We start from the raw sequence: 24,309 nt of genomic DNA on the forward strand, positions 1-24,309 counted from the left end.
GAACAGAGTAGTTAAGCCCGCCTGCGCAGATGGTACTGCAATTTGTGGGAGAGTATGTCATCGCCTTTCTTTTGAAAACCCTATCAGAAATGATAGGGTTTTTTGTTTTATAACAAATCCAATACAACAAACCAAACCATCCCAAACTCTACTTTCTTTAAACAGCCTTTGTCCAAAACAAAGCTGTTGGTGGTTATAATAAATCTGAAATTAAAATACAGATGGACCTAGGTGTCAGTTCTCAATTTAGCACAGACTTGGTTGGAGATTTATGTGTATAGAAAATTGTCTTCTATCAAATCTTAATAAAGTTTCTATTACTAGAATAGTTACCAAATAAATTACAAATTAAGCCTATTCCTGAAAACAGAAAGGCTGTATTTGATTGAATTTAAGGTAACAAGTGATTTTTATATTTTAATCAAATACTGTGGAAATTCCACACATGTGTGTAGAATTCCACACATTCTACAAAAAAATTGATGTTGTGATTTATTTTTAACAGGCTTTAAACTAGTGGTTTACTGGTTTTGTTACTTTGTTGATTGTTTTGGTATGATTATTTCATATTGTTTATGTATCTAACAGATGACATTTAAATGATGAAAAATTTATTCTTAGCCGCAACATTAGTATTAGCCCTATCTTTAAATGCATCGAGCCACAAGGTTGTAAATAATGTATCAGTTATAACTCTTGATCAAGAGAAAGAATATAAAAAAGTAGAAACGTCTCAAGTGCCTACAGAAGTATTAAAACAAGCAGGAGCAAAATATGCAGGTTATGCACTTATTGAAGCACATGTAGCAGGAGACGGAGAATACAAACTAGTTTTATCTAAAGATGGTAAATCATTAAAAGTTTACTTTAAAGGTACTGGTGAATTTGTAAAAGAAGAAGCTTAATAAGCAAACAATATATAGTAAGGTGATTGAAGAATTTATTCTTCGGTGAAAGGAGACGGAAGCGTCTCCTTTTGTTTTTTATTAACATGCTGTATTGGCTAAAACCCTTACATTTGTAGATATTATTTATTCCTGATGAGTTCTAAAATCCTAGTTATTGATGACGATACTGCTTTTTGCGTAATGCTTAAAACCTTTCTCCAAAAGAAGGGTTTTGAAGTTATAAATGCGTTTAATTGTCTGGAGGCAGAGGAAGAGATCAGGAAGCAGGTTTTTGATATTGTTTTAACTGATTTAAGATTGCCGGATGGTGACGGACTGCAAATACTTAGATTAGTTAAAGAAACGTCACTAGTGACGCAGGTTATACTCATGACAGGGTATACGGATATTAAGACAGCCGTTAATGCTATTAAAATGGGTGCTTTCGATTATGTGGGTAAACCTATTAATCCTGATGAAATTCTTCATACGATAGGATTGGCACTTGATAAAAAAGCAGCAAAAGAAACGGTACCCACTACTAAGAAAGCTACTAAACCATCAACATCTTCTACAGTCTCTTTTGTAAAAGGAATCAGTACAGATTCTTCAAGACTTCATGAACATATAGATCTTGTAGCACCTACAAATATGTCGGTACTTATAATAGGAGATAGTGGTACGGGAAAAGAATATATAGCACAATCTATCCATTTATTAAGCAAAAGGGCAGATAAACCCTTCATAGCTGTAGATTGCGGTGCTATACCAAAGGAATTGGCATCCAGTGAATTCTTCGGACATATCAAAGGATCTTTTACCGGGGCGGTTACTGATAAAACCGGTCATTTTGAAGCGGCTAATGGTGGGACACTATTTTTAGATGAAGTGGGTAATCTTTCTTATGAGGTTCAGGTGCAGCTTTTACGTGCGCTTCAGGAAAGAAAAATAAAACCTGTGGGTAGTAATCATGAAATACAAGTGGATATTCGTGTTATAGCTGCTACAAATGAAGATTTAACTGAAGCGGTTAAAAGAGGCGATTTTAGAGAAGACCTTTACCATAGGCTGAATGAATTCTGTATAAAAGCACCACGTTTGTCTGAAAGGAAACAGGATATTATGATCTTTGCTAATCATTTTCTGGCAATGGCAAATGATGATCTTGAAAAAGAAGTTGAAGGCTTTGACCAGGACGTAACTGATTTGTTTAAAAGTTATGACTGGCCGGGCAATTTGAGAGAGATGAAGAACATCATAAAACGCTCTGTGCTTCTTGCAAAATCGAACATGATTAATATAGATGTGCTGCCACATGAAATGCAGGATGTTGTTCTTATGGGGACCTCTCTTGCGGGTTATTCTAAGAATGATGAAGAGCAGGCAATAAGGCAAGCATTAGAAAAGGCAAATTACAATAAGTCTAAAGCAGCAATTCTGCTTAATATTGACAGGAAAACATTATATAATAAATTAAAGCTTTATAATATAGATCTTTAGGCTACCTCTTTTTTAAGTAAGCTGCATAAGTTTTCCATTTGTGTAATAATACCAGCTACATAATTTTCCATTTGTTCCCAATTCATATCTATTGTTCTGTCTTCTAAAGGCATAAGTTGTTTGGCGATACTATATACCTCCATTTGTTTAAGCATAGGTATCATCTTATGGGCAGTTTCGGCAATTTTCTGCTCATCTTTGCTTTTCACAGCTTCTTTTAATACATTACAGTTATCTGCCGCGCTATCAACAAATGTATCTACTATTGTTCTTAGTGAATCTGGATCGTTATTTGTAAACTGAGAAAGGCTTCTAAGATTAAAAAGTGAAGCATTTTCGTTATTCTTCTCAATATGGTTTATTTGTCTTACTAACTTTTTGCCACAAACAACCTGTGATATTAAATCCAGTAATTGTTCTAATTGGATAGGTTTTGTATGGTGTGTTGTAAACCCTCCGTCGATAAAATCTGTTGCAGTTAGATCCCTTTTTCCTGAAAGAGCAATTACAGGTAATGATTTTATTTCTATTCTTGAATGATTACGAATTAGTTTTACTAACTCAAAACCATCTATAACCGGCATTTGAATATCAGAAAGAATCAGGTCGAAGGATTCATTTTCCAATATTGAAATTACTGCCCCGGAATTAATTTCAGTTCGAATGATCATAGGATAATTAACCAGAAGCTCTTTCATTAGAGTAAGCTGCATTGCATCATCGTCGATTATAAGTATTTTTTTATCTTTTAATTCAGGGTGTAACTCATCTTTATGGTCATTTACTAGTTCTGAATCTTTAAAGCTGTTTAAAGCCGGTATACACGGAATTATGATCGTGAATATTGATCCTTGGCCTTCTTCACTTTCTAATATAATTTCTCCACCTAAAAGCTCCAGTATTTTTTTTGATATCGTAAGACCCAGTCCTGTACCTCCAAATTTTTTCTCAATACCTGAGTGTGCCTGAGTGAACTCTTTAAATACATCTGCATGTTTTTCTTTAGCAATTCCAATACCGGTATCCAGCACACAAATGTGAATGCTGTCATTCTCAATTTTACCAGTAACCTCTACAGATCCTTCCGGCGTAAACTTTATGGCATTGCTTATAAGGTTAGTAAGAACCTGCTTAATTCGGTAAGGGTCAGATATAAAGTTACCATTTAGTTCATCGTCAATATCCCAGTTAAGCTCAATGCTTTTATTTAGTGCCATTGGCTCTAATGTCTTACAGGTATTTTCAATAACATTTTTAATATTAAAGCTGATTTTTTCTATGGATATCCTATTGTTCTCTAACTTCGAGAAATCGAGAAGGTCGTTTACAAGTTTTAGAATGTAATTAGCCGATTCTTTTATATTACTTAAGTATTGCTTTTGTTTGGGTGTAACGTCGGAATCTTTAAGAAGATCATGGAAACCAATGATGCTGCCTAGTGGAGTTTGCAGGTCATGTGTAACTGTTGCCATAAGCATAGTCTTTGTTCTAAGAAGCTCTTCATTTTCATGGTTTAAAAGTTCCAATTGCTTACGGTAATTTTGCTGTGTGGTAAGGTCACGAATTATTATCCATGCAAAAATGATAAGGAACAAAAGGGTAATGGCTCCTATCCAGGCAATGGTTTTAATAGTTTTTTGAATACCAGCCTCAGACTCTTTAATTTTTGTATAGGATTTTTGACGGATTTCTTTGTCTACTGAAATTAAAATTGCCCGTAACTGATCGGATATAATACTGTTTTCTTCAAGGAGTTTTTGCTCTTTTCGAAATAGTATATATTTAAGCCTATTGTCTTTATCTAATAGGTTTGAAAGAACCTTATCAAACGCCATTGCAAGCGAATCATTAGATACCTGTAGTTTGCTGAGTGAATCCCTGACTTTTGGAGAAAGAAGGGAATTTACTGTTTTTTGCCACTGATGGCGTTTTGTAAGCTGTACTGGTTTTACCTTACTCTTGATAGAATCTTTAACATTATAGACTCCTTCAATGGCGTCACTGTAAGTATTACCTATTCCATTTTTTTTTCTAAACGTAATAATTTCTGTAATACTGTTTCTTTTTTTGGTAAGAAGTCGCTGTATAGAGTCAAACTGGGGTACTTGGTGTTTGTCAACATTTTTTTTAATGTCGTCAATTTCCAGTTGGATGCTATCTATTAACTGATTGTATTTATTAAAATCTGCTGTTGAGCCTGTTAATATAGAGATCCTGCCGATAGCTTCCGATGCATATAAATTTGCAATGGTATTACTTATGCCAATGATCTTTTTATGATCTTCCTTATTTTGACCGGGTAATGCAATTTTTAAGATTTCGCTGTATACTACCCAAACAGATAATACAGCCATAGCGAATAGTAAGATATATCCCGCTACAACTTTATATTTAACAGATTTTGGTTTGTGTCCCATCAGATAAAAATAGTGATTTTTATTATCTTAATGAAACGGTATAAAAAGCTTTAAAGTATGTGTAAAATATGCTATTGCCATTAACTTCTTACCATAACTCTTAAAAAGCTTACCTCGTCTTTTAGGTGTTGAATTTCTGATCGAAGGCTTTCTACAAGTATATCATATACTTCTTTATTAGCATTACTGAAATTAGGCTGTTCTTCATCTTGTATCTCGCTCATTATTTCACTAAATAGGTAGGAAATATTCACGTTAAGGATACGCACTATTTTTAAAAGTTTAACCACATTAAGTCTGCGGTCATCTTTTTCAAGACGTCCGTAGTTACTTTGGGTAACATCAAGCTGATGCGCCATTGTTTCTTGTGTAATACCTTTTTCTTCTCTTAGTTTCTTAATTCTTTGACCGATAATATTCATAGTATTTAGAAATTTGTTATTCCTCTAGCGTTTAATGACTAAAGTTATAAGTGTTATTAAAGTATTTTTTTTGGGCTTTGTTTTATTAATTCATTATTAGCGGCTAAAAAATCACATTATATAACTGTATGATAAATCTGAGGATAAATCCCCTCCGCTATTTTTAATAAAAATAGAAAAGAAGGACGGCTACTAAAAAGCATTGGTCAAAAACTCGATATAATGCATTTTTTTACCGTCAATGAGTAGATAAAATATAATTATATATCTATTTTTTAATAGTTATAATTTAATTAACTAAAATATTTTGCATTAAAGGAAGAAAAGCGATAAGGGAGATGCATTACATTATACAGTTAGGACGGCTTTAAATTAATAGAGAATATCAATGAGTTCGATTTTATTATTGATGTAGTCTATAATCTGTTGGAAAATAGTGTAATGTGTGTGTTTCTATTTAGAAATGAAATCATAGTCTGCTTTTCTTTTATGGAGTAACAGGACTAGTATTCTAGTTGTAATAAGGCTGATATTTATTGTAATAATGAATAATAGGGCCAAAATAGATATTCATTATTCGCCTTTTTAGAAGGGTAAGTATAAAGTATAAAAAAACCCGCCGAAGCGGGTTTAAATTTATTGAGAGATGATTGATCTTGAAATTACAATTTTTTGTATTTCTGAAGTTCCTTCATATATCTGTGTAATTTTTGCATCACGCATAAAACGCTCAACATGGTACTCTTTTACATAACCGTTACCGCCATGTATTTGTACTGCTTCAACAGCTGTATCCATTGCTACCTGAGAAGCAAATAGTTTTGCCATTGCACCACTTAGGTCATAGTTATTATGGTTGTCTTTATCCCAAGCAGCTTTCATGCAAAGATGACGGGCAGCTTCGATATTAACAGCCATATCTGCAAGTTTAAATGCAATAGCCTGATGGTTGCAGATCTCTGTGCCAAAAGCTTTTCTTTCTTTAGAGTATTTAAGAGCAAGCTCGTATGCGCCAGAAGCTATTCCTAGTGCCTGAGAAGCGATCCCGATTCTACCGCCTGCAAGAGTTTTCATTGCAAATTTAAAACCAAACCCATCTTCACCAATTCTATTTTCCTTAGGAACCTTAACGTCTGTAAACATTAAAGAATGTGTATCAGATCCACGGATACCTAATTTTTGTTCTTTTGGACCAATTTCAAAGCCCGGCATAGTTTTTTCAAGGATCAAAGCATTGATACCTCTATGTTTTTTATCTACATCAGTTTGGGCTATAACAATGTAAAAATCGGCAGTGCTGCCGTTTGTTATCCAGTTTTTTGTACCATTAACAATGTAATGGTCTCCCATATCTATAGCTGTTGTTCTTTGCGATGTTGCATCACTTCCTGCTTCCGGTTCAGAAAGACAGAAAGCACCAATGATCTCACCTGTAGCTAAACGGGAAAGGTATTTTTCTTTTTGTTCCTCAGAACCAAAGGTTTGAAGACCCCAGCATACAAGTGAATTATTTACTGACATAACTACTGAAGCAGAAGCGTCAACTTTTGATATTTCTTCCATAGCCAGTACATAAGAAATGGTGTCAAGGCCGCTTCCCCCATATTTAGGGTCAACCATCATACCAAGAAATCCAAGTTCACCCATTTTTTTAATTTGTTCTGTTGGGAAAATTTGTTTCTCGTCTCTTTCAATAACACCCGGAAGTAGTTCAGCCTGAGCGAAATCACGCGCAGCCTTTTGAATCATCAGATGTTCTTCAGTTAGTTTAAAGTCCATAATTGTTAAATTATATTTTTTGTTTTATTGCGCCCAAATGTAGCTATTTATTGTGAATTTTTCAATACGATTTTGTAATTTTAGCCTCATGATTAAGGAAAACTATAACGTTATAGGAGTAATGTCTGGAACTTCGCTGGATGGAGTAGATTTGGCACATATTGAATTTGATTTTAAAAAGGGTATTTGGAGTTTTATAATTAAAGAGGCTGAAACAGTCCCTTATTCTGCAGATTGGATTAAAAAATTGAAAGAGGCTGTGGATTATAATGAAAATCAGTTAAGTACATTCAATGATGAGTATACCGTATTATTAGGCGGTATCATAAGAGCATTTATTGACAAGTACTCTGTTGTACAACTTGATGCAGTTTGTTCTCATGGGCATACCATACTGCACCAGCCTCAAAACGGTTTTACCTTACAAATAGGGAATCTGCCTAAAATTGCTTCTATTATAAAGGAGAGGGTTGTTTGCGATTTTAGAGTTCAGGATGTAAAACTAGGAGGGCAGGGCGCGCCTTTAGTTCCTATTGGTGACAGGATATTGTTTGGTAAGTACAATTATTGTCTTAACCTGGGAGGATTCTCTAATATCTCCTTTGAAGAGAATGGAAATCGTATTGCCTTTGATATATGTCCGGTAAATACGGTACTAAATTTTTATGCAAATCAATTGGGCTTTGAGTATGATGCCGGCGGAGCAATTGCTTCGAGGGGTGTAATAATTAAAACACTTCTTGAAGAGCTAAATGCACTGGATTTCTATTCCATGCTATACCCTAAATCGTTAGGGTATGAATTTGTAAAAGAAGCAGTACTGCCTATGATCGAAAAGTATGCGGAGTCTGCACAAGATAAACTTGCCACATTTACAGAACATATCGCTGTACAAATTGCTAATGTTGTTAGGAGCAAAGAGCAGGGAGAGCTGTTTGTAACAGGTGGCGGGGTATATAATGATTTCCTGATAAAGAGAATGAAAAAACTTCTTCCGGAAACACAAATTACTATACCTGACGATAAAACAATTCAGTTTAAAGAAGCTTTAATATTTGCTTTGCTGGGGGTTTTAAAATTGCGTGGTGAAATTAATGTTTTAAGCAGTGTTACCGGAGCATCAAAAGATCATAGCTCAGGAGTTGTGTTTGAGGATTAAAGGATCCCCATTTTTTTAATGGCTTCAATAAGTTCATGGTCATCTCCACCTTTACCCTGAAGCAGCATGTTTTTCATTTGTGCTTTTCTCTTTTCTATAGCACTCAGTGATAAGGGTACATAATTAGGTATGTTCTTAGTAAGTATTCCTTCAGACAGGCGCATTAGTATCTGCTTGTCATAGCTGTCAAGTTTATAGTTGTCGAATACTTTGTCTTTAAGCGATTTTACGATCTTGTTACTTAAATAAGTATCCCCTGAAAATATAATTTTAAAGGCATTAAGAAATTCATCGATATCAATATCGCTTTTGCATAAAATACCTTGCGGATTAATTTCTTTGATAAGGCGGTCTACCAATGCAGCCTCACTGTGCATGGTAAGAATGATGATCACACAGTTAGGGATTGTGTTTCGTAAAAGCACACCGAGATCTAATCCTGAAAAAATATTTTTATCAGGATAAGGTGGTAAACTTAAGTCTAAATAGGCTACATCAAATACAGTTCCGCCATTTTGCGAATGCGTAATTAAGTTGTAAGCCTGTTCACAATCCAATGCTTTCGTGAATATAAGATTGTGACTTTCAAATTCTTCTTCAGACAGTACATTGATATATCCGTTAACCGTCATGGGATGATCATCGACGATTAATATATTTAAATCCTCTTTCATAGAAACTACTATAATAACAAAATTAACAAAAATTACGGTTTAACCGTAAAATTACCAAATCAAATATATTTAAATTGCGCAAATTTTCTTTAACAATTAGTGCAGTACTCATACCTGATAATAGACGACGACAAAGACAATATTAAGGAAACCTTACGTAAGTTTGAGGATTTCCCGGAATTCTTTTGCGTTGGAGTTGCAGAAAATAAAGAGGATGCAATTAACAAAATTCTTGAACTGCAGCCTCAGTTAGCATTTTTAGAAATTTGTCCTAAAAATAAAAAGAGTCAGCTGTCTTTATCGATAATTACAGATCTTTATCGTTTTATAGATAATGTACCTTACTTTATTGCGCTCACTGCTACGCCTAAATATGCTTTTGAAGCAATTCAGGCAGGGGTTTTTGATTATCTTTTAAAACCACTTAATCAGTTTGATCTTAGAAAAAGTCTACTGAAGTTTCAAAAGACAAACACTACTGTAGCAAATAACACTATTTGTATAAGATCGTATGGCGATTATCAATTTATATCACTTAATGATATTGTTTATTTAAAGGCAGATAATAATACCACCGATTTCTTTTTGCAAAATGGAAGAAAATTAACGGCATATAAAACGCTCAAGCATTATGAAGCTAATTTGCCATTCCATTTCTTTAGAGTACATAATAGTTACATTGTAAACAGTAATTTTATTTCCAGAATTAATACAGGTAAATCGCTATGTTATCTAAATAATAGCGATTTGTCCATCTCTTTCTCTAAAACTTTCAAGGATAATATTGATACTATTATCAGAAAGATCGCTCCGGAGTATTTATAAATATAGCATCCACCCTTCAAAAAGGGTGAGTTACTAGTGTAGGGGGGTAATCCACTAAACCCCTTGTAAATCATAATGGTAAAAGTTTTTTTGGGTGTAGTTTTGCTTCAGAATCAAACGATAAACGGGAGGTTCAGAAAATGAGAAAATTCTAAATTAAAAAAAACACAATACACCTTACACCTTACTATTATGAAAAAAACTATCCTTACTCTTGGTCTTATTGCTTTCTTAAGCTTAACAGCTGCATCTTGTTCAACTGATGACAGCGGACTAAATGACGACGCAAAACAAGCGGGCGGTGGTTTTGGAATTGTAACACCACCAATTATTGATAATGGAGATAAAGACCTTCCAAAACCTCCAATCAGACCATAATTTAAGAAGTTAACATAAAATATATTATTTTTGAGGCACTAGTTAAACCAACTAGTGCCTCAAAAATTTTGAAAACATCCCAACTACTACTTTTATTCGCCGGATTTTTCTTTTTAATGATTTCGTGCGAAAAGACTTCGAAAACTAAAACATCTTCCAAAAGCGAGATCGAAAAGCTTTTGGAAAAGGGAGAAGCTGCTTATGCCGATCCGGTTTTAAGTGAAAAATACCTCGATTCTGCCTATCTTCAAATATCGGATAATAAAAACGATTCTCTAACACGTTATTTATACAGGAGAGCTACTGTAGATTATTATAATATAAATCTTTATGACAAATCTTTAAAAGCGAGTAAAAGAGTTTATAAACTTGCGAGTAAAGAAAGAGACAGCCTTAGTATGGCAAAAGGACTCCAATTCTCGGGAGTCTCTTTTTATGGAAAAGAAAATAACGACAGTGCATTTTATTATTACAGGCAGGCGGAGAAATTATACAGTAGGTTAAAAGACACCGATTCTAAAACATTAGGAGAAGTTGTGTTGTATAAAGCTTATATCTATTACAATATTGGTGAATATGTTTTATGCGAAACCGAAGCTGTCAGGGCTTTGAGGTTATTGCTGAACGAAAACAGGCCTACCGATATATATAATTGTTATAACCTGATCGCTTCGGGACTTGACGGGCAAAATAACAATACTGAGGCAATACATTATTTTCAGTTGGCCTTGGATAAGTTGAACGATTATAAGCAGGAAGGCTATACAGATTCTCAGATCGTGTTGTATAAAGCATCCTGCTATAATAATATGGGAGGGGTGTATGTAAAGATGGGACAGCATAAAAGAGCTTTAGCTATTTATGAACAGGCTCTTGCATTTAAAGAGGTGAAAACAGTACCTTATCTTTATGCTAAACTATTAAATAACTTAGCGTATGCAAAATTCAAATCGGGAGATAATTCAAATTTACCTGATTTGTTTTACCAATCATTAAAAATAAGAGACAGCCTGGGCAATAAGCCAGGTATCATTGCAAGTAATGTGGCTCTGGGAGAATATTATCTTTCTACTAAAGATACCATAAAGTCCATCCGCTATTTAAAAACAGCCTATTCTCAGGCAAAAGTTATTAAAAGCCATTTTGACATACTTAACAGTCTTAAGATCTTATCTGAGATCGATAAGAAAAACAACAGTTTCTTTAAAGACAGATATATTAAGGTAAACGACAGTTTGCAGGAAATTGCAAAAAGCACCCGGAATAAATTTGCCAGGATAGAGTATGAAACAGATAAACTTCAGGGTGAGAAAGAAGCATTGGTTAAAAAGAACAGTTTTATTATAGGTATCTCCCTGATTGTACTATTGTTTATTGCCGCCATATTTGTGATCTATTATTTAAATTCCCGAAACAAAGAATTATTACTTGTACAGGAACAGCAAAAAGCAAATGAAGAAATTTACCAGCTGATGTTTGAACAGCAGGGGAAAATTGAAGAAGCTAAAACCGAAGAAAAATCGCGTATAGCAATGGAACTGCATGATGGTATACTTAATAATATTTATGCTGTAAGGCTTAATTTGGAATTTATCAATAAAAAGGTAGAAGAAGAATATGTTTTAAAGCGTAAGGAATATATTAAAGAACTTCAGAATATCGAAGCAGAGATTAGAGGAGTATCACATGATCTTAGTCGAAATGCGCTGTTTAATAAGGAACAGAGTTTTGAGAATATGCTTGAATTTATGATTACCTCTCAAAAGAATTCTTTTGATACAGAGTTTAATGCCGATATTGATTCGTCTATTGATTGGGAGAACATGTCTAACATCTGTAAAGTAAATATATACAGGATAATACAGGAAGCACTGCAGAATATAAACAAATATTCTAATGCAAAAGAGGCAGAGGTGGAAGTAACACTTCGAAAAGAAAAACTGCTTATTACAATTACAGATGACGGTGTTGGGTTTGATCCGGAAAAAGCAAAAGGAGGTATAGGACTTAAAAATCTTAAAAAGAGAACCGACTCGCTTAATGGCAAGCTGAAAATCAGTTCAGAGCTAGGAAAAGGCACTGTTGTTGAAGTTTTAATGCCACTTTAATATTCTCATCAAAATGCGGATTTCTCATATATATGTTTTATATATTTGTGCGGATTTATAAAAACACAAACAAATGAAAGATTTACTAAGTAAATTCGAAAATAAGCAACCTGAGATAGTATTTAACTGGAAAGATTCTGAAACAGAAGCTGAGGGCTGGACGGTTATTAACTCTTTAAGAGGTGGTGCTGCCGGTGGTGGTACAAGAATGAGAAAAGGACTTGATATGAACGAAGTACTTTCCCTTGCAAAAACGATGGAAGTGAAATTTTCTGTTTCGGGACCTGCTATTGGCGGAGCTAAATCTGGAATAAATTTCGATCCTAACGATCCAAGAAAAAAAGGCGTATTACAAAGATGGTACAAAGCAGTATCACCATTGCTAAAAAGCTACTACGGTACAGGTGGTGACCTTAACGTAGATGAAATACACGAAGTTATACCAATGACTGAAGAATGTGGCGTTTGGCATCCGCAGGAAGGTGTGTTTACAGGACACTTTAAACCAAGCGAAGCTGATAAAATTAACCGAATTGGCCAGTTGCGTCAAGGTGTAGTTAAAGTTATCGAGAACCCAACTTTCTCTCCGGATGTAAACAGAAAATATACAGTTGCTGATATGATCACCGGTTATGGTGTTGCAGAAGCTGTACGTCATTTCTATAACATTTACGGTGGTTCTGTAAAAGGGAAAAAAGCTATTGTACAGGGCTTTGGTAACGTAGGTTCTGCTGCAGCGTTCTATCTTGCTGAAATGGGAGCTAAAGTTGTAGGTATTATTGACCGTGACGGAGGTATCATGAATAAAGAAGGTTTTTCTTTTGAAGAAATAAAACAACTATTCTTAAATAAAGATGGTAACAAACTTGTTGCTGAGAATATGATACCATTTGAAACAATCAACGAAGAGATATGGAAACTGGGTGCTGAGATATTTACTCCATGTGCAGCTTCAAGATTAGTTACACAAGGACAAATAGACAACATGATCGCTTCAGGACTTGAAGTTATCTCTTGTGGTGCTAACGTACCGTTTGCAGATAAAGAAATTTTCTTTGGATCTATCATGGAAGCTACAGATAGTAAAATAAGCCTAATTCCTGACTTTATCTCTAACTGCGGTATGGCAAGAGTATTTGCTTACTTCATGGAGAAAAAAGTAGGTATGACAGATGAAGCTGTATTTAGCGATACATCTGATACAATAAGAAAAGCAATAGAAAAAGTACACGCACTAAATTCATCTAAACTGAATATTAGCCATACTGCTTTTGAAATCGCATTAAAACAGCTTGTATAAAGCATACAATAAATAAAAATACTATTTTTAATGACAGATAACCTCTGTCATTTTTTTTATCTTATGACCTATAAAGAAACCGTAGAATGGATGTTCAACCAGCTGCCAGTTTATCAGCATCAGGGAGCATCTGCATATAAAAAAGACCTGACTAATACATTATTGCTAACCGCTCATTTGGGCAATCCGGAGCGGGATATTAAAACCATACATATAGCCGGCACCAATGGCAAGGGTTCGGTATCAAATATGCTGGCTTCCATATTGCAGGAAGCAGGCTACAAAACAGGGCTATATACTTCGCCGCACCTAAAAGACTTTAGGGAACGTATAAAAATAAACGGAGAAGATATCTCTGAAGAGTTTGTTTGTCGTTTTATCGAAAAAAATAAACCGTTTTTTGACAAGCAGGAGCTTAGTTTCTTTGAAATGACCGTAGGCCTTGCCTTTGCGTATTTTAAGGAAGAGGAGGTAGATATAGCCATTATAGAGACAGGAATGGGCGGTAGGCTAGACTCTACCAATGTAATTACACCGTTAGTATCTGTTATTACCAATATAGGCATGGATCATACCCAGTTTTTAGGAGATACGCTCACAGCGATAGCAGGAGAGAAGGCAGGTATTATTAAGCCAAATGTATCTGTTGTGGTTGGAGAATATACCGATGTTACGAAACCGGTATTCTTAGCAAAAGCTCAGGAATGCAGCACACCTATATATTTTGCATCTGATGAAGTCATGGAAGATTATCCGTCAGATATGACAGGAGATTACCAAAAGCAGAACAAGAAAACCGTAGTGAAAACAATAGAAGCATTGCAGCAATATTTTCCTGTGTCGGATGAAAGCCTTAAAAGCGGACTGCTTCATGTAGCCCAAAATACAGGTTTTAAAGGGAGATGGCAGCAAATTCATAGCAATCCTACGGCAATTGCCGACACAGCACACAACAGTCACGGACTAAAAATTGTGATGGCTCAGCTTCAAAAACAAAAATTTGACATTTTACGTATTGTTTTTGGTGTCGTGAATGACAAAGATCTTGTTGAAATACTTCCATTATTGCCTAAAAATGCCCTTTTCTATTTTTGCAGGCCAAATTTATCACGAGGACTTGATGCATTAGTTTTACAAACAGCAGCAAAAGAATTTGGTTTGATCGGGCAAGTATACAATTCGGTTTCAGAAGCTTATGAATCGGCTTTAAAAGCGTCGGCAGATAACGATTTTATTTATGTAGGCGGAAGTACATTTGTGGTAGCAGAAATTTTATAATTTTTTTAAATTATGTTTGCAGATAACAAAAAGAGACCTATATTTGCACCAGTAATAAGGAATGCAATAGCAGTCTGAGTTACTAAAGTAGGGCGATTAGCTCAGTTGGTTCAGAGCATCTGGTTTACACCCAGAGGGTCGGGGGTTCGAATCCCTCATCGCCCACAACATTAAAAAGCTTCAGTTTTAACGGAGGCTTTTTTTTATCCTACTTTAGGTTTTTGAAATGAGAGTGATCTCGAATTAAAAACAATAACAACCTTAAGTTATAAAAATAAGGGCGATTAGCTCAGTTGGTTCAGAGCATCTGGTTTACACCCAGAGGGTCGGGGGTTCGAATCCCTCATCGCCCACTTAAGGAGACGTCCAAATTTGGACGTCTCCTTTTTTTATAAATTCAATATGTTGATATACAACAAGTTAAATCCAATAGTATCTACTTTAAAAAGTGTTCGATTTTTTTTTGAATTTCTGCTTACTAAAATATTTTAGCATCAAATCTCACTGCATATAAGTGTTGCATGTTCAAAATCTCCCTGACCATTCATTCACCTCATCCGCCTGCTGTATCATCTTTCTTGAAAGAACAGGCCAAGAGATATAGAAAATCCAAAATAATAACCGCCTCGTCTTCATTAACTTTTATACCTCTTTGTCTTAATAATTTTATGGCCTTCTCGACAGAAACCTTTCTGCTTGAAAAAGGCTTCACAATTCTATCATTACTCTTTTGCATAAACTTGAGAATTAGCTTGTTTTACATCTGAATCTATGGCATTACAAATTACTATCTTTTTAATAGCCCGATCGATTTGCAACGGGTTAAAATCCCTCCTTTGTATGTTTATTGACGAAGGAGAAAACAGGCTCGCAATGTGCCTTTTGCCTACAAAGTCCTGTGCGCTGTAGCACTGGAAAATATTGATCCCGCTATCTGACCAAACACTTTTATTGCTGGAATCATACCCATTCAGTTTCTGTAGGAGATGTTGCAATCTGCTATTCAGATTATGAATATTTTCATTATACTCCTTTTTGATAGACCTGAAATCCTCAAAGTCTATTTTCTCGGCAAGCAAGTGCCTTCTGGCTTTTGATATCAACTCCTCAAATTGAGAAATCTCAGTGAGGACAGCTTTTTTTTCATCCAGGCATTGCCTTCTGGCAGAGAAGATATTTTCATCTTCAAGTACCAAACTGAAAAGCTCGTATACAGACGGCGAAAGGGTTATTCTCTTTAACTGGCCTTCATACAAGGCCTCCAAAATGTCAGCCCTATATCTGCCCTTGCATCTTGAAGTAGAGCAATGGTAATACCTATATTTTGACAATTTTCCCTGTGATATACTACCTGTAAACCTACATCCGCAGAATGGGCAGTCTGTAAATCCCCTCAGGGGGAATAAAAGCTTTCTGCAAAATTTTGCTTCTTTCTGTTTACGCCTGCTCGTAAGCAGTATTTCGACTTTCCTGAAGAGGTCTTCGGATATGATTGGTTCATGTATAGCCTTTATAAATTGGATTTCTTCATCTTTCGTGGCTGGGACCGTTATTATTCCACAATAAATGGGGTTTCGCAGTATCTTCCAAAAATTGTTATTGCTGCATTGAAGCCCTTTTTGACATGCCATTGTCCTAACTTGCCTAATGGAAAATGTTCCCTTTGCAAACTGTTCAAAGGCCCATCTAATTAAATCTGCCTCCGGGAACTTCGGCACTATAATCTTCCTTCCTTCTTGTGTTGACTGGTTACTATATCCCATCGGGGCCTTTCCGGGCCACCTTCCCATTTTTCGGGATCTTCGCATGCCATCCGAAGTATTCCTGCCCCTCCTGCTGTTCTCTGCTTCCGGTATTGAGAGGTAAACCGCAAGCATCACTATACTTTCGGGTACATCAAAATCAATTGGCTGATCGATTGCCATAGCTTTAGTGTTAAGTCCTCTCAATATCCCCAGCATCTGGTAGGCATATTCAATGTTTCTGCTGAATCGATCCCATTTTATAAACAGTATGCTATCTGGAGGGCTTTTCTTGTTCTTCTTTAATGTATTGATAATTTTCTTCCACTCTGGCCGATTAAAATCCTTGGCTGAAAAATCCTCCCTGAATATACCCCTGACTGCAATTTGGTTCTGCTCGCAGTACCTTAACAACCTATCTTCCTGCTCAGGAAGGGAATAGCCTTTTCTCTTCTGCTCATCAGTACTTACCCTGACATATAAATACGCTGATTTCATAATATTCAAATTTGATAATTTCCATGTTAAATTACCAAGTTTGATGAAATTAATGATTGTGCTTATGGGATTATTGACCTTTTAATATGATTCTTTTAATTAGCTTATTTACCTGATTACTCAACAGCCCTTTCTTTTTGTTGTAGTTACAATTGTCAAAAACTCCGAGGTCTTTAAATATTTGATAGGTTTAAAATTCTAAAGATAAAAGTTATTACCAGATGTGACAGAACGGAAATTTTATCTTCCTGACAAATTCAGAACAAACAATGAATAATTCATAACATTTCTAGTGAATAGATTAGGTGAAGCTCCTATATTTGGATTACAAAACAATCCTCTATTTAATAGATTAAATATGAATTTCATCCAATCATCTTTAAACGGTGAGAATTTATTTTAGCCTTTTTCTGATTTGTATACAATTTTTTTGTCTGGTCAAAATTCTTTTCAATCGTTGAAGCAGGATCTTGACCAGAAAATAATCTATTCCGATTTCAAGAAAGCCTTAGCCAGCAATAACAAAAACAGGGAGCGCTTTGATAATGCAGAAAGAAATGAGTTGGATGTCATGAAGATAAAAATTCTAACCGAATTTGCTCTTTATGATGAAGCTTTTAAACTTTCTCAGAATCTCATAGGCAATTCTGAAATTACAGCAGAGCAACAGGGAGCAGTAAAAAACTCCAAAGTCGTTTTTTAATTAGTTACTATTTACCATTCATGACTTTTTCAATGTCTGAATATTTGTAATACATAAGACCGCCAATTTTAGTATACGCGAGCGTGCCATTAATCCGTAAATTTTGCAAAGTGCCGGCAGAAATATTCAGCAATTTTCGGACTTCATAAGATTTTAGCCATTGCTTTGCCTGTTGAGATCGAGGTTGAATGAGTTGTTTTAAATCATTCAAAAGAAGAGTTCTGAATTCGTTTAAATCTTCACGGGTTATAAGATCAATTACCATAATAATTTATTTTTTAGATTGTTATAACACAAAACTATATAGTTTCAAGAGTTTTAATCACGACAGGAGTATATTGGGAACGATTATAACAAGTAAAAATATCACCACTTAGTTGAGCCTTTTAAATTTTAGAATGCAGGAGTATTCAATTAAAATCTCGAAGATGACCTAATCGCATTTTTTAAAAATCTTTTTTTATTATGTATGCTTTTATAAAAAAATATTCAAACAGTAAAGATTTAATCTGAACTTCTATCATTTTATCGAATAAAACACCAAAATATAATATAATTTATTAAATTACACGTACCTAAACAAAGTAAAAAAAATGAAATTAAATACATCAGACTATTACCCATAAAATAATAATTTTCAATGAGCTTTGTAATTTGCCTTTTATACTTCAATTTCACACCATTACAATAAGTTTTGTGTCTTAAAAAATGGTAATATTAGCTTCTTTTGATTACTTAGGCAAAACAAAAATGGTGCACACTTTGTTAATTAACAAGATAAAATCTTGACAATTCATCAAGTAAAAATATTTTCATAACGTAAATTCTCTACTGTGAATATTGAAACAGAATTTTTTAAATTTAAAGGAAAGAAGACCGTATTTCCTCATAATAAGGATTATGTCGTAATTTATGAGGCACTCAAAGCAAAATTTGATACGGAGGTTCATCCAGAAGTTAAAACAAAAATCCTTGAAATAGAAAAAGAGGGATATTACAATGACCACGGTATTGACCATATAAAGATGGTAATTGAAAGGGTTTCTCGTATTATTGAACGGAGCAATCCAACATTTAAACATGAAAAAGGGAAATTTCACATTTCTCCTTATGAGCTATTTATCTTATTAATGGCCATAAATCTTCACGATACAGGACATTTAATTGCCAGCAGGGCTGATCATGCAAAAGCTGGCAAATTATTACTTGCAAAATTTGATAGTGGTAATCTATTAAGTACCGCAGAAAAAGCGATTATTGGGAATATTGCCCAAGCACATGGCGGAAAAGAAGACCCGATTGGGAAATTGGATCAAGTATTAAACTTATCACATGAAAATGTACGACCGCAATTCTTAGCAGCTTTATTACGATTAGGCGACGAATTAGCAGAAGATGAAACTAGGGCTCAAAACTTTTTGTTGCAAATTGGAGCTATTGAGAAGACCAGTATTATTTTTCATTTATATTCTGCAAGTTTGAATAGTGTAAGTATGGATGGTAACGAAATCACTCTCAATTTTTATCTCACCGATAAATATCTTCAAAAACCATTTTCGAAAAAAAACTCAAAAGGTGTTAAATCGCAGTATTTAATAAATGAAGTTTATGAAAGGACACAAAAAACCCTTTTAGAATCATTGTACTGCGCACGTTTTTTGCCACAGCCTTGTAGATTTACTAAGGTGAAAGTAAAAATTAATTTCTTGAAAGATGAGAATCACGGGGCTTTTATGTCCCCTATTGGCTATGAACTTAAAGAAAATGGTTATCCAACACTTGAACATAGCGACATTTACAAAAATTGTGAGGGCTTAACAGATCAAGGAATAAAACTTGATGGCAAATACATCGCAGACTTTATAAAAAAATCAAAAAATGAGAAACATGAAAAATCCGTTTGAAGTAATTACTCCTGAAGGTATATCGGCAGAAATTTTGCATGACTTGTTTGTTGATGTATTTTCTGATTTTTATCAAGTCCCGAAAATTGGTCATACTTTTTTAAACGGTCCCAGAGGATCCGGAAAGAGTATGATGTTTCGTTATATGATGCCTAACTGTCAAAGAATCATTAAGGAAGCCGATCAAATTACAAAGTATAAGGAAATGCGGGATTTGGAGTACTTTTCTCTGTATGTTCCTATAAAGCTGACAGATATTAATATTAAAGAATTTGAACGTTTCAAAAATGATGCAAATGTATTTGTAAACGAACATCTGTTAACAAGCTATGTAGCATCGAAATGTTTTAGTGAGTTATCAGAGCTAGAGGATGATTTGGTATCATATAAAGATGAAGTCAAAGTTCTTTATAATGATTCCTTTCTATGGTACCTTGATTTAGCTGGTTTCGATATAAAACCATTCAAAGATTTACAGCTAGAAACTACAAAAAGTTATTTTTCCCAAATGATGAAAATCATGGATCGAGCTTTTATCGAGTGTAAAAAATACTGGGTCAATCTAGCAATAAATCCAAATAGCGACAGTTTTTATAACGGTGCATTGTGCAATTATCTAGATTTTCTTTATCCCTTGTTAAAAGATATCAAAAAGCTATCCTTTATGCCTCAAGATAAACCTATTTATCTACTGATTGATGATGCTGGTTATTTAAATCTAACACAAACTCAAATACTGAATACTTGGGTATCATATAGAACCTCTGGAGAATTGAGCCTTAAAATTTCAACCCAGTTGGACTATAAAAGCTTTAAAACGGTAGCCAATAAAACTATTGATTCTCCACATGATTATTCTGAGGTAAACATTGCAGATATTTATACAACTCCTCAAAACAATTATTACAAACGAGTGGATGAAATGGTAAAAAAAAGGATTAAAAAGTTTTTAGGCAAGGATATACTATCTGAGTCATTTTTCCCCGTTGATAAAGAACAACAAGAGAAAATTGAAGCATTAAAGAGTCAAATTAAATTACAGTTTAAGGATGATGACAGAACTTACGCGGGTGGAGACGCATCAAGAAGATATGCAACTTCAGAATATTTTAAATCAATCTCTGGCAATTCAGCTACTTATAGCTATGCTGGCTTTGACAATTTAGTTTCAATATCTTCAGGTATAATAAGACACTTTTTAGAGCCAGCTTCTAATATGTTTTCATATGGATACAATGAAGATCATAACTCAGAATTTATTTCTGATACAATTCAAAATCGGGTTATAAATGAATATTCGAGAAGATTTTTAGAAGAAGAATTTGTCAAAATTCATGAGGAATATGGGGATATTTCGTCTGGTGAGCGATTTAGCAAAGCGGATAAGTTATACAATCTAATACAAGGCCTTGGTGGAATATTTAAAAAAATATTTATGTCTAATAAAAGCGAAAGAGTTGTTTTCTCTGTCGCCTTAAATAATTTACCTGACAAAGAATTAAATGAAATTTTAGAATTAGCTGTTCAATATGGGTATTTGCATAAAAGTACAATTGGCAATAAACAAGGGACTGGAAGAAACAAACTGTACATCCTAAGCAGAACTCTAGCCCCTTATTTTAAATTAGATCCTACAGGATTTAAAGGCTATAGGTTTATGAACAGTGAACAATTAAAAATAAGCTTAACAAATCCAACAAGATTTATTAACGAAACTTCTAGAAATTTTGATGCAGAAATTGCAGAATCCACACTAACTTTATTCGATAAATCTGAATTAGAATCGTTATGAAAGTAAAAAAAGAAAATATCGCTATAAGTCTTGGAATAATTGATCTTTTACTTCTATCATCAGGATTCGAAAACAGATCTAAAGAATTGAGCAATTGCCTTAATAGATCAAAAATCAAAAATTCTATTTTATTCCATTTAGATGATAATTATATTATAGCTGGCAAAAATAAATCTGAAATAGTTTCTAAACTTGATATTAAAAATATTGTCGAATATCCGAAAAATGATTCTTATGCTACATACAATATTTTATTTGAGGAGATAACTAAGAAAATCAGTAATATAAATAAACAAAAAATTTCTGTTGTAGTTGATGTAACTGCTTTTTCGCGTGAGATTTTATTAATCCTAATCAAGGTATTAACGAATGATCTATTCCAAAATAAGTTGCAATTAAAATTTGTACATACTCCAGTTGACAACTATTGTGAGAATGAAAAATTATGGTTAACAAAAGGAGTCAGAGAAATTCGTCCAGTTTTTGGATATTCAGGCTTAATGACACCATCAAAAAAACTTTTATTAATTGTATTGAATGGCTTCGAAGATGAAAGAACGGAAACTATTATTGATTCATTCGAACCTAATGCACTCGTTCTTGGTAATCCTTCACTTAAAGGTTCTATAAATGCGGGTTTAAAGTCATTAGCCGATGAAAAATACGAGAAAATAAAATCAAAATTTAATAGTATATTAAAAAAAGAAATCGAATTTTCATGTGTCGATATCCGGACAACAATTAATATTTTAAAGAAGATAAATGACGAATTCAAAGATGAATATAACATTGTAATTTCACCTTTAAATAACAAAACCTCCACTATTGCTGTAGCTCTAAGTGCTATTTTATATGAAAACATTCAGGTGAGTTATGCTTCTGCTAATCAATATAATATATCTAAGCAGTTATCGTCAACGAATTTCTTTTTGGTTTACGATGTGACCGAATTTCTTGTACATATAGTAAAAATAAAGTCAGGATTAAAGAAAAGACCCGTAAAGTCAGTTGTTCCCAAAGTGCAACCGAAAAATCTAAGTAGAAATTCTAAGTAGAATTTACTGGCTATTAATGCTGACCATGTTTGATTGATAATAGTATGGATAGACATAGCTTAGAACAGCGCTCTAAAAATATGGCAGCAATAAAGTCTACCGGAACAGAAGCTGAAATAAAATTGGGAAAAGGATTATGGCATTTGGGTTATCGATATAGAAAGAATAATAAAAAGGTTTTTGGAAAACCGGATTTTACATTTAAAAAAATTAAAATCGCAATTTTTGTAGATTCTGAATTCTTTCATGGTAAGGATTTCTTAACAAAAAAAAAGCCAATTTCGAATGCTGAATATTGGGAAAATAAAATAATTCGTAACATGAATCGTGACAGGCTAGTAAATGACACTTTAACACATGAAGGATGGACAGTTGTAAGATTCTGGTCTAAAGAAGTGCTTAATAATATTTCAAATGTTATTGAGGAAATTGAAAAGTTATATAATGATAAATCAAAAAAGTTCTAATTCACTTTTGATAAATGAAAACTGAAACTGTACGTCCTAACGTTGGGCATTTTATTGATTCACTTCGGGAAATTGGGTACTCGACAGAGGTTGCAGTTGCAGACTTAATTGATAATAGTATAACAGCAGAAAGTTCAGAAGTAAAAATATATGCGGTGACTAAACCCGATATATATTTTGCAATACTAGATAATGGCAGAGGTATGTCAGAAAGTGCTTTAATTGAGGCTATGAGGCTTGCAAGTACTAGTCCAAGTGACATCCGTGCTAAAAATGATTTAGGCAGGTTTGGGCTCGGTCTTAAAACAGCATCATTTTCTCAGTGTAAAAAACTTACAGTTATTTCTAAAAATAGTGGAACTGTTTCATCAAGACAATGGGATTTGAATTATATTTCTTCTAAAAATGAGTGGTTATTAATTACCCCTTCTGATTATACAGATTTCCCACTTTATGATGATTTTGAGAAATTAGAGCATGGTACATTGGTAGTATGGGAAGGAATTGATAAAATACCCACTTCCAATTTTGCCGAGATGATTGACAAATTAAGAAAGCATCTTTCATTAGTTTTTCATAAATTTTTAGAAGGTCAGGCTCCATTAAAAAAATTAAATATCCTTGTAAATAATAATCCTGTAAAGGCATTTAATCCATTTAACATAAATCATCCAGCCACACAACAAATCACTTCTGAAAAGATAAATATTTACGATTCAAGTGTCACAATTCAACCTTTTATACTTCCACATCACTCAAAAATTTCACAACAAGAATATGAACTTTATGCCACTGAAGAAGGGTATGTAAAGTCACAAGGGTTCTATTTATACAGAGAAAACAGAATTATCATCTATGGAACCTGGTGGGGACTTCATAAAGCGGTCGATATACATAAACTTATAAGAGTAAGAATTGAAATTCCTAATTCTATGGATTCTCATTGGGGAATTGACATTAAAAAATCGATGGCAAGACCCGCTGAGAATATAAAATCAGATTTAAGACGAATTATTACCCAAGTCATAGATAAAGGGGCAAGACCTTTTTCAGCCCGTGGAAAGAAAATTGAGGATAAAACGATTACTCAATTTTGGGAAACATTTCCAGTTAAAGATCATTTTCGCTTTGCAATAAATCAAGAACATCCCTTATTTACAACTCTAATTTCTAGCCTTGATGATTATCAAAAGGAAAAACTGAAATATTATTTAAATGGACTTCAGGCCTATTTGCCTTTGGATGCTATTCAAGCCAAGCTGCAAACCGACCCACATTCTATCAAACAAGAAGATGCTTTGACAGAGGATGATATTAACAAATTACTTTTAATGCTTAGAGAGTCTGGGATAAATGAAGAATACAAGCAAGAATTATTAAAAACAGAAATTTTCAGAAATAGACAAGAAATTTTATAAATC

Annotated in this window: 20 protein-coding genes and 2 tRNA genes; 16 read left to right on the plus strand and 6 right to left on the minus strand. The window is 33.9% G+C overall.

The window, feature by feature from the left end:
• The first annotated feature begins 599 nt into the window (after positions 1-599).
• Together EPI11_RS02915 and EPI11_RS02920 are read left to right on the plus strand one after the other, a co-directional pair.
• A complete protein-coding gene (locus EPI11_RS02915; RefSeq protein ID WP_128388465.1) occupies positions 600-905 on the plus strand; it encodes a hypothetical protein in 306 nt (101 codons plus the stop codon).
• 135 nt (positions 906-1,040) lie between these two features.
• Entirely contained in the window at positions 1,041-2,387 is a 1,347-nt protein-coding gene (locus tag EPI11_RS02920; protein ID WP_128388466.1) for a sigma-54-dependent transcriptional regulator, read from the plus strand.
• On the opposite strand, the gene EPI11_RS02925 is transcribed toward EPI11_RS02920, so the two are convergent.
• The 3 genes from EPI11_RS02925 to EPI11_RS02935 form a co-directional block, all read right to left on the minus strand.
• Complete coding sequence (locus EPI11_RS02925) at positions 2,384-4,804, minus strand: ATP-binding protein (protein ID WP_128388467.1); 2,421 nt, start codon at positions 4,802-4,804, stop codon at positions 2,384-2,386. The genes EPI11_RS02920 and EPI11_RS02925 overlap by 4 nt on opposite strands.
• Positions 4,805-4,884: 80 nt before the next feature.
• The gene (locus tag EPI11_RS02930; protein WP_128388468.1) at positions 4,885-5,226 is read right to left on the minus strand and encodes a helix-turn-helix domain-containing protein; all 342 of its coding nucleotides are present in this window, start codon (positions 5,224-5,226) and stop codon (positions 4,885-4,887) included.
• A gap of 636 nt (positions 5,227-5,862) precedes the next feature.
• The gene (locus tag EPI11_RS02935; RefSeq protein WP_128388469.1) at positions 5,863-7,005 is read right to left on the minus strand and encodes an acyl-CoA dehydrogenase; all 1,143 of its coding nucleotides are present in this window, start codon (positions 7,003-7,005) and stop codon (positions 5,863-5,865) included.
• Between the two features lie 88 nt (positions 7,006-7,093).
• Here EPI11_RS02935 and EPI11_RS02940 point away from each other — a divergent pair, with 88 nt between their 5' ends.
• A complete protein-coding gene (locus EPI11_RS02940; protein WP_128388470.1) occupies positions 7,094-8,164 on the plus strand; it encodes an anhydro-N-acetylmuramic acid kinase in 1,071 nt (356 codons plus the stop codon).
• On the opposite strand, the gene EPI11_RS02945 is transcribed toward EPI11_RS02940, so the two are convergent.
• Positions 8,161-8,838: a response regulator gene (locus EPI11_RS02945; RefSeq protein WP_128388471.1), complete on the minus strand. Its 678-nt coding sequence runs from the start codon at positions 8,836-8,838 to the stop codon at positions 8,161-8,163. The two genes, EPI11_RS02940 and EPI11_RS02945, sit on opposite strands and share 4 nt — an antisense overlap.
• Before the next feature lie 99 nt (positions 8,839-8,937).
• Between EPI11_RS02945 and EPI11_RS02950 the strand changes: the two genes are divergently transcribed.
• The 7 genes from EPI11_RS02950 to EPI11_RS02980 all read left to right on the plus strand — a co-directional run bounded on the left by EPI11_RS02950 (position 8,938) and on the right by EPI11_RS02980 (position 15,080).
• Positions 8,938-9,663: a LytR/AlgR family response regulator transcription factor gene (locus tag EPI11_RS02950; RefSeq protein WP_241657569.1), complete on the plus strand. Its 726-nt coding sequence runs from the start codon at positions 8,938-8,940 to the stop codon at positions 9,661-9,663.
• 192 nt (positions 9,664-9,855) lie between these two features.
• Entirely contained in the window at positions 9,856-10,041 is a 186-nt protein-coding gene (locus EPI11_RS02955; protein ID WP_128388472.1) for a hypothetical protein, read from the plus strand.
• Between the two features lie 68 nt (positions 10,042-10,109).
• Positions 10,110-12,149, plus strand: a complete 2,040-nt coding sequence (locus tag EPI11_RS02960; protein ID WP_128388473.1) for a tetratricopeptide repeat-containing sensor histidine kinase — start codon at positions 10,110-10,112, stop codon at positions 12,147-12,149.
• A 73-nt stretch (positions 12,150-12,222) separates the two neighbouring features.
• Complete coding sequence (locus EPI11_RS02965) at positions 12,223-13,449, plus strand: Glu/Leu/Phe/Val dehydrogenase dimerization domain-containing protein (RefSeq protein ID WP_128388474.1); 1,227 nt, start codon at positions 12,223-12,225, stop codon at positions 13,447-13,449.
• A 63-nt stretch (positions 13,450-13,512) separates the two neighbouring features.
• The gene (locus EPI11_RS02970) at positions 13,513-14,727 is read left to right on the plus strand and encodes a bifunctional folylpolyglutamate synthase/dihydrofolate synthase (RefSeq protein ID WP_128388892.1); all 1,215 of its coding nucleotides are present in this window, start codon (positions 13,513-13,515) and stop codon (positions 14,725-14,727) included.
• A gap of 90 nt (positions 14,728-14,817) precedes the next feature.
• Positions 14,818-14,892: transfer RNA gene (locus EPI11_RS02975), tRNA-Val, on the plus strand.
• 113 nt (positions 14,893-15,005) lie between these two features.
• A tRNA-Val gene (locus EPI11_RS02980) sits at positions 15,006-15,080 on the plus strand.
• A gap of 369 nt (positions 15,081-15,449) precedes the next feature.
• Here the strand turns inward: EPI11_RS02980 and EPI11_RS02990 are convergent.
• Positions 15,450-16,967, minus strand: coding sequence for a recombinase family protein (locus tag EPI11_RS02990; RefSeq protein ID WP_128388476.1), 1,518 nt, complete (start codon positions 16,965-16,967; stop codon positions 15,450-15,452).
• Positions 16,968-17,424: 457 nt separating this feature from the next.
• On the opposite strand from EPI11_RS02990, the gene EPI11_RS02995 reads away from it, so the two are divergent.
• Positions 17,425-17,670, plus strand: a complete 246-nt coding sequence (locus EPI11_RS02995; RefSeq protein WP_128388477.1) for a hypothetical protein — start codon at positions 17,425-17,427, stop codon at positions 17,668-17,670.
• Positions 17,671-17,677: 7 nt separating this feature from the next.
• Here the strand turns inward: EPI11_RS02995 and EPI11_RS03000 are convergent, their stop codons facing one another.
• A complete protein-coding gene (locus EPI11_RS03000; RefSeq protein ID WP_128388478.1) occupies positions 17,678-17,935 on the minus strand; it encodes a helix-turn-helix domain-containing protein in 258 nt (85 codons plus the stop codon).
• Between the two features lie 568 nt (positions 17,936-18,503).
• Here EPI11_RS03000 and EPI11_RS03005 point away from each other — a divergent pair.
• From EPI11_RS03005 to EPI11_RS03025, 5 genes are read left to right on the plus strand one after another with little or no spacing between them, the layout of a single operon-like run.
• Positions 18,504-19,574, plus strand: a complete 1,071-nt coding sequence (locus EPI11_RS03005) for an HD domain-containing protein (RefSeq protein ID WP_128388479.1) — start codon at positions 18,504-18,506, stop codon at positions 19,572-19,574.
• Positions 19,558-21,366, plus strand: coding sequence for an ORC-CDC6 family AAA ATPase (locus EPI11_RS03010; RefSeq protein WP_128388480.1), 1,809 nt, complete (start codon positions 19,558-19,560; stop codon positions 21,364-21,366). The genes EPI11_RS03005 and EPI11_RS03010 overlap by 17 nt, the downstream gene beginning before the upstream one ends.
• Complete coding sequence (locus EPI11_RS03015; protein ID WP_128388481.1) at positions 21,363-22,421, plus strand: hypothetical protein; 1,059 nt, start codon at positions 21,363-21,365, stop codon at positions 22,419-22,421. Before EPI11_RS03010 ends, EPI11_RS03015 begins: the two co-directional genes overlap by 4 nt.
• 44 nt (positions 22,422-22,465) lie before the next feature.
• Complete coding sequence (locus tag EPI11_RS03020) at positions 22,466-22,888, plus strand: very short patch repair endonuclease (RefSeq protein ID WP_128388482.1); 423 nt, start codon at positions 22,466-22,468, stop codon at positions 22,886-22,888.
• A 14-nt stretch (positions 22,889-22,902) separates the two neighbouring features.
• Positions 22,903-24,306 (plus strand): ATP-binding protein, encoded by a 1,404-nt coding sequence (locus EPI11_RS03025; protein ID WP_128388483.1) that lies wholly within the window; start codon positions 22,903-22,905, stop codon positions 24,304-24,306.
• Positions 24,307-24,309: the final 3 nt, after the last annotated feature.

Origin of the sequence: Flavobacterium cerinum, from assembly GCF_004028155.1 — a bacterium.
GTDB lineage: Bacteria > Bacteroidota > Bacteroidia > Flavobacteriales > Flavobacteriaceae > Flavobacterium > Flavobacterium cerinum.

Excerpts from the sequence above, each read along its gene's own strand:
- EPI11_RS02915 (WP_128388465.1), top strand. The coding sequence starts at position 600 with ATGATGAAAAATTTATTCTTAGCCGCAACATTAGTATTAGCCCTATCT.
- EPI11_RS02920 (WP_128388466.1), top strand. The coding sequence starts at position 1,041 with ATGAGTTCTAAAATCCTAGTTATTGATGACGATACTGCTTTTTGCGTA.
- EPI11_RS02925 (WP_128388467.1), bottom strand. The coding sequence starts at position 4,804 with ATGGGACACAAACCAAAATCTGTTAAATATAAAGTTGTAGCGGGATAT.
- EPI11_RS02930 (WP_128388468.1), bottom strand. The coding sequence starts at position 5,226 with ATGAATATTATCGGTCAAAGAATTAAGAAACTAAGAGAAGAAAAAGGT.
- EPI11_RS02935 (WP_128388469.1), bottom strand. The coding sequence starts at position 7,005 with ATGGACTTTAAACTAACTGAAGAACATCTGATGATTCAAAAGGCTGCG.
- EPI11_RS02940 (WP_128388470.1), top strand. The coding sequence starts at position 7,094 with ATGATTAAGGAAAACTATAACGTTATAGGAGTAATGTCTGGAACTTCG.
- EPI11_RS02945 (WP_128388471.1), bottom strand. The coding sequence starts at position 8,838 with ATGAAAGAGGATTTAAATATATTAATCGTCGATGATCATCCCATGACG.
- EPI11_RS02955 (WP_128388472.1), top strand. The coding sequence starts at position 9,856 with ATGAAAAAAACTATCCTTACTCTTGGTCTTATTGCTTTCTTAAGCTTA.
- EPI11_RS02965 (WP_128388474.1), top strand. The coding sequence starts at position 12,223 with ATGAAAGATTTACTAAGTAAATTCGAAAATAAGCAACCTGAGATAGTA.
- EPI11_RS02970 (WP_128388892.1), top strand. The coding sequence starts at position 13,513 with ATGACCTATAAAGAAACCGTAGAATGGATGTTCAACCAGCTGCCAGTT.
- EPI11_RS02990 (WP_128388476.1), bottom strand. The coding sequence starts at position 16,967 with ATGAAATCAGCGTATTTATATGTCAGGGTAAGTACTGATGAGCAGAAG.
- EPI11_RS03000 (WP_128388478.1), bottom strand. The coding sequence starts at position 17,935 with ATGGTAATTGATCTTATAACCCGTGAAGATTTAAACGAATTCAGAACT.
- EPI11_RS03010 (WP_128388480.1), top strand. The coding sequence starts at position 19,558 with ATGAAAAATCCGTTTGAAGTAATTACTCCTGAAGGTATATCGGCAGAA.
- EPI11_RS03015 (WP_128388481.1), top strand. The coding sequence starts at position 21,363 with ATGAAAGTAAAAAAAGAAAATATCGCTATAAGTCTTGGAATAATTGAT.
- EPI11_RS03020 (WP_128388482.1), top strand. The coding sequence starts at position 22,466 with ATGGATAGACATAGCTTAGAACAGCGCTCTAAAAATATGGCAGCAATA.
- EPI11_RS03025 (WP_128388483.1), top strand. The coding sequence starts at position 22,903 with ATGAAAACTGAAACTGTACGTCCTAACGTTGGGCATTTTATTGATTCA.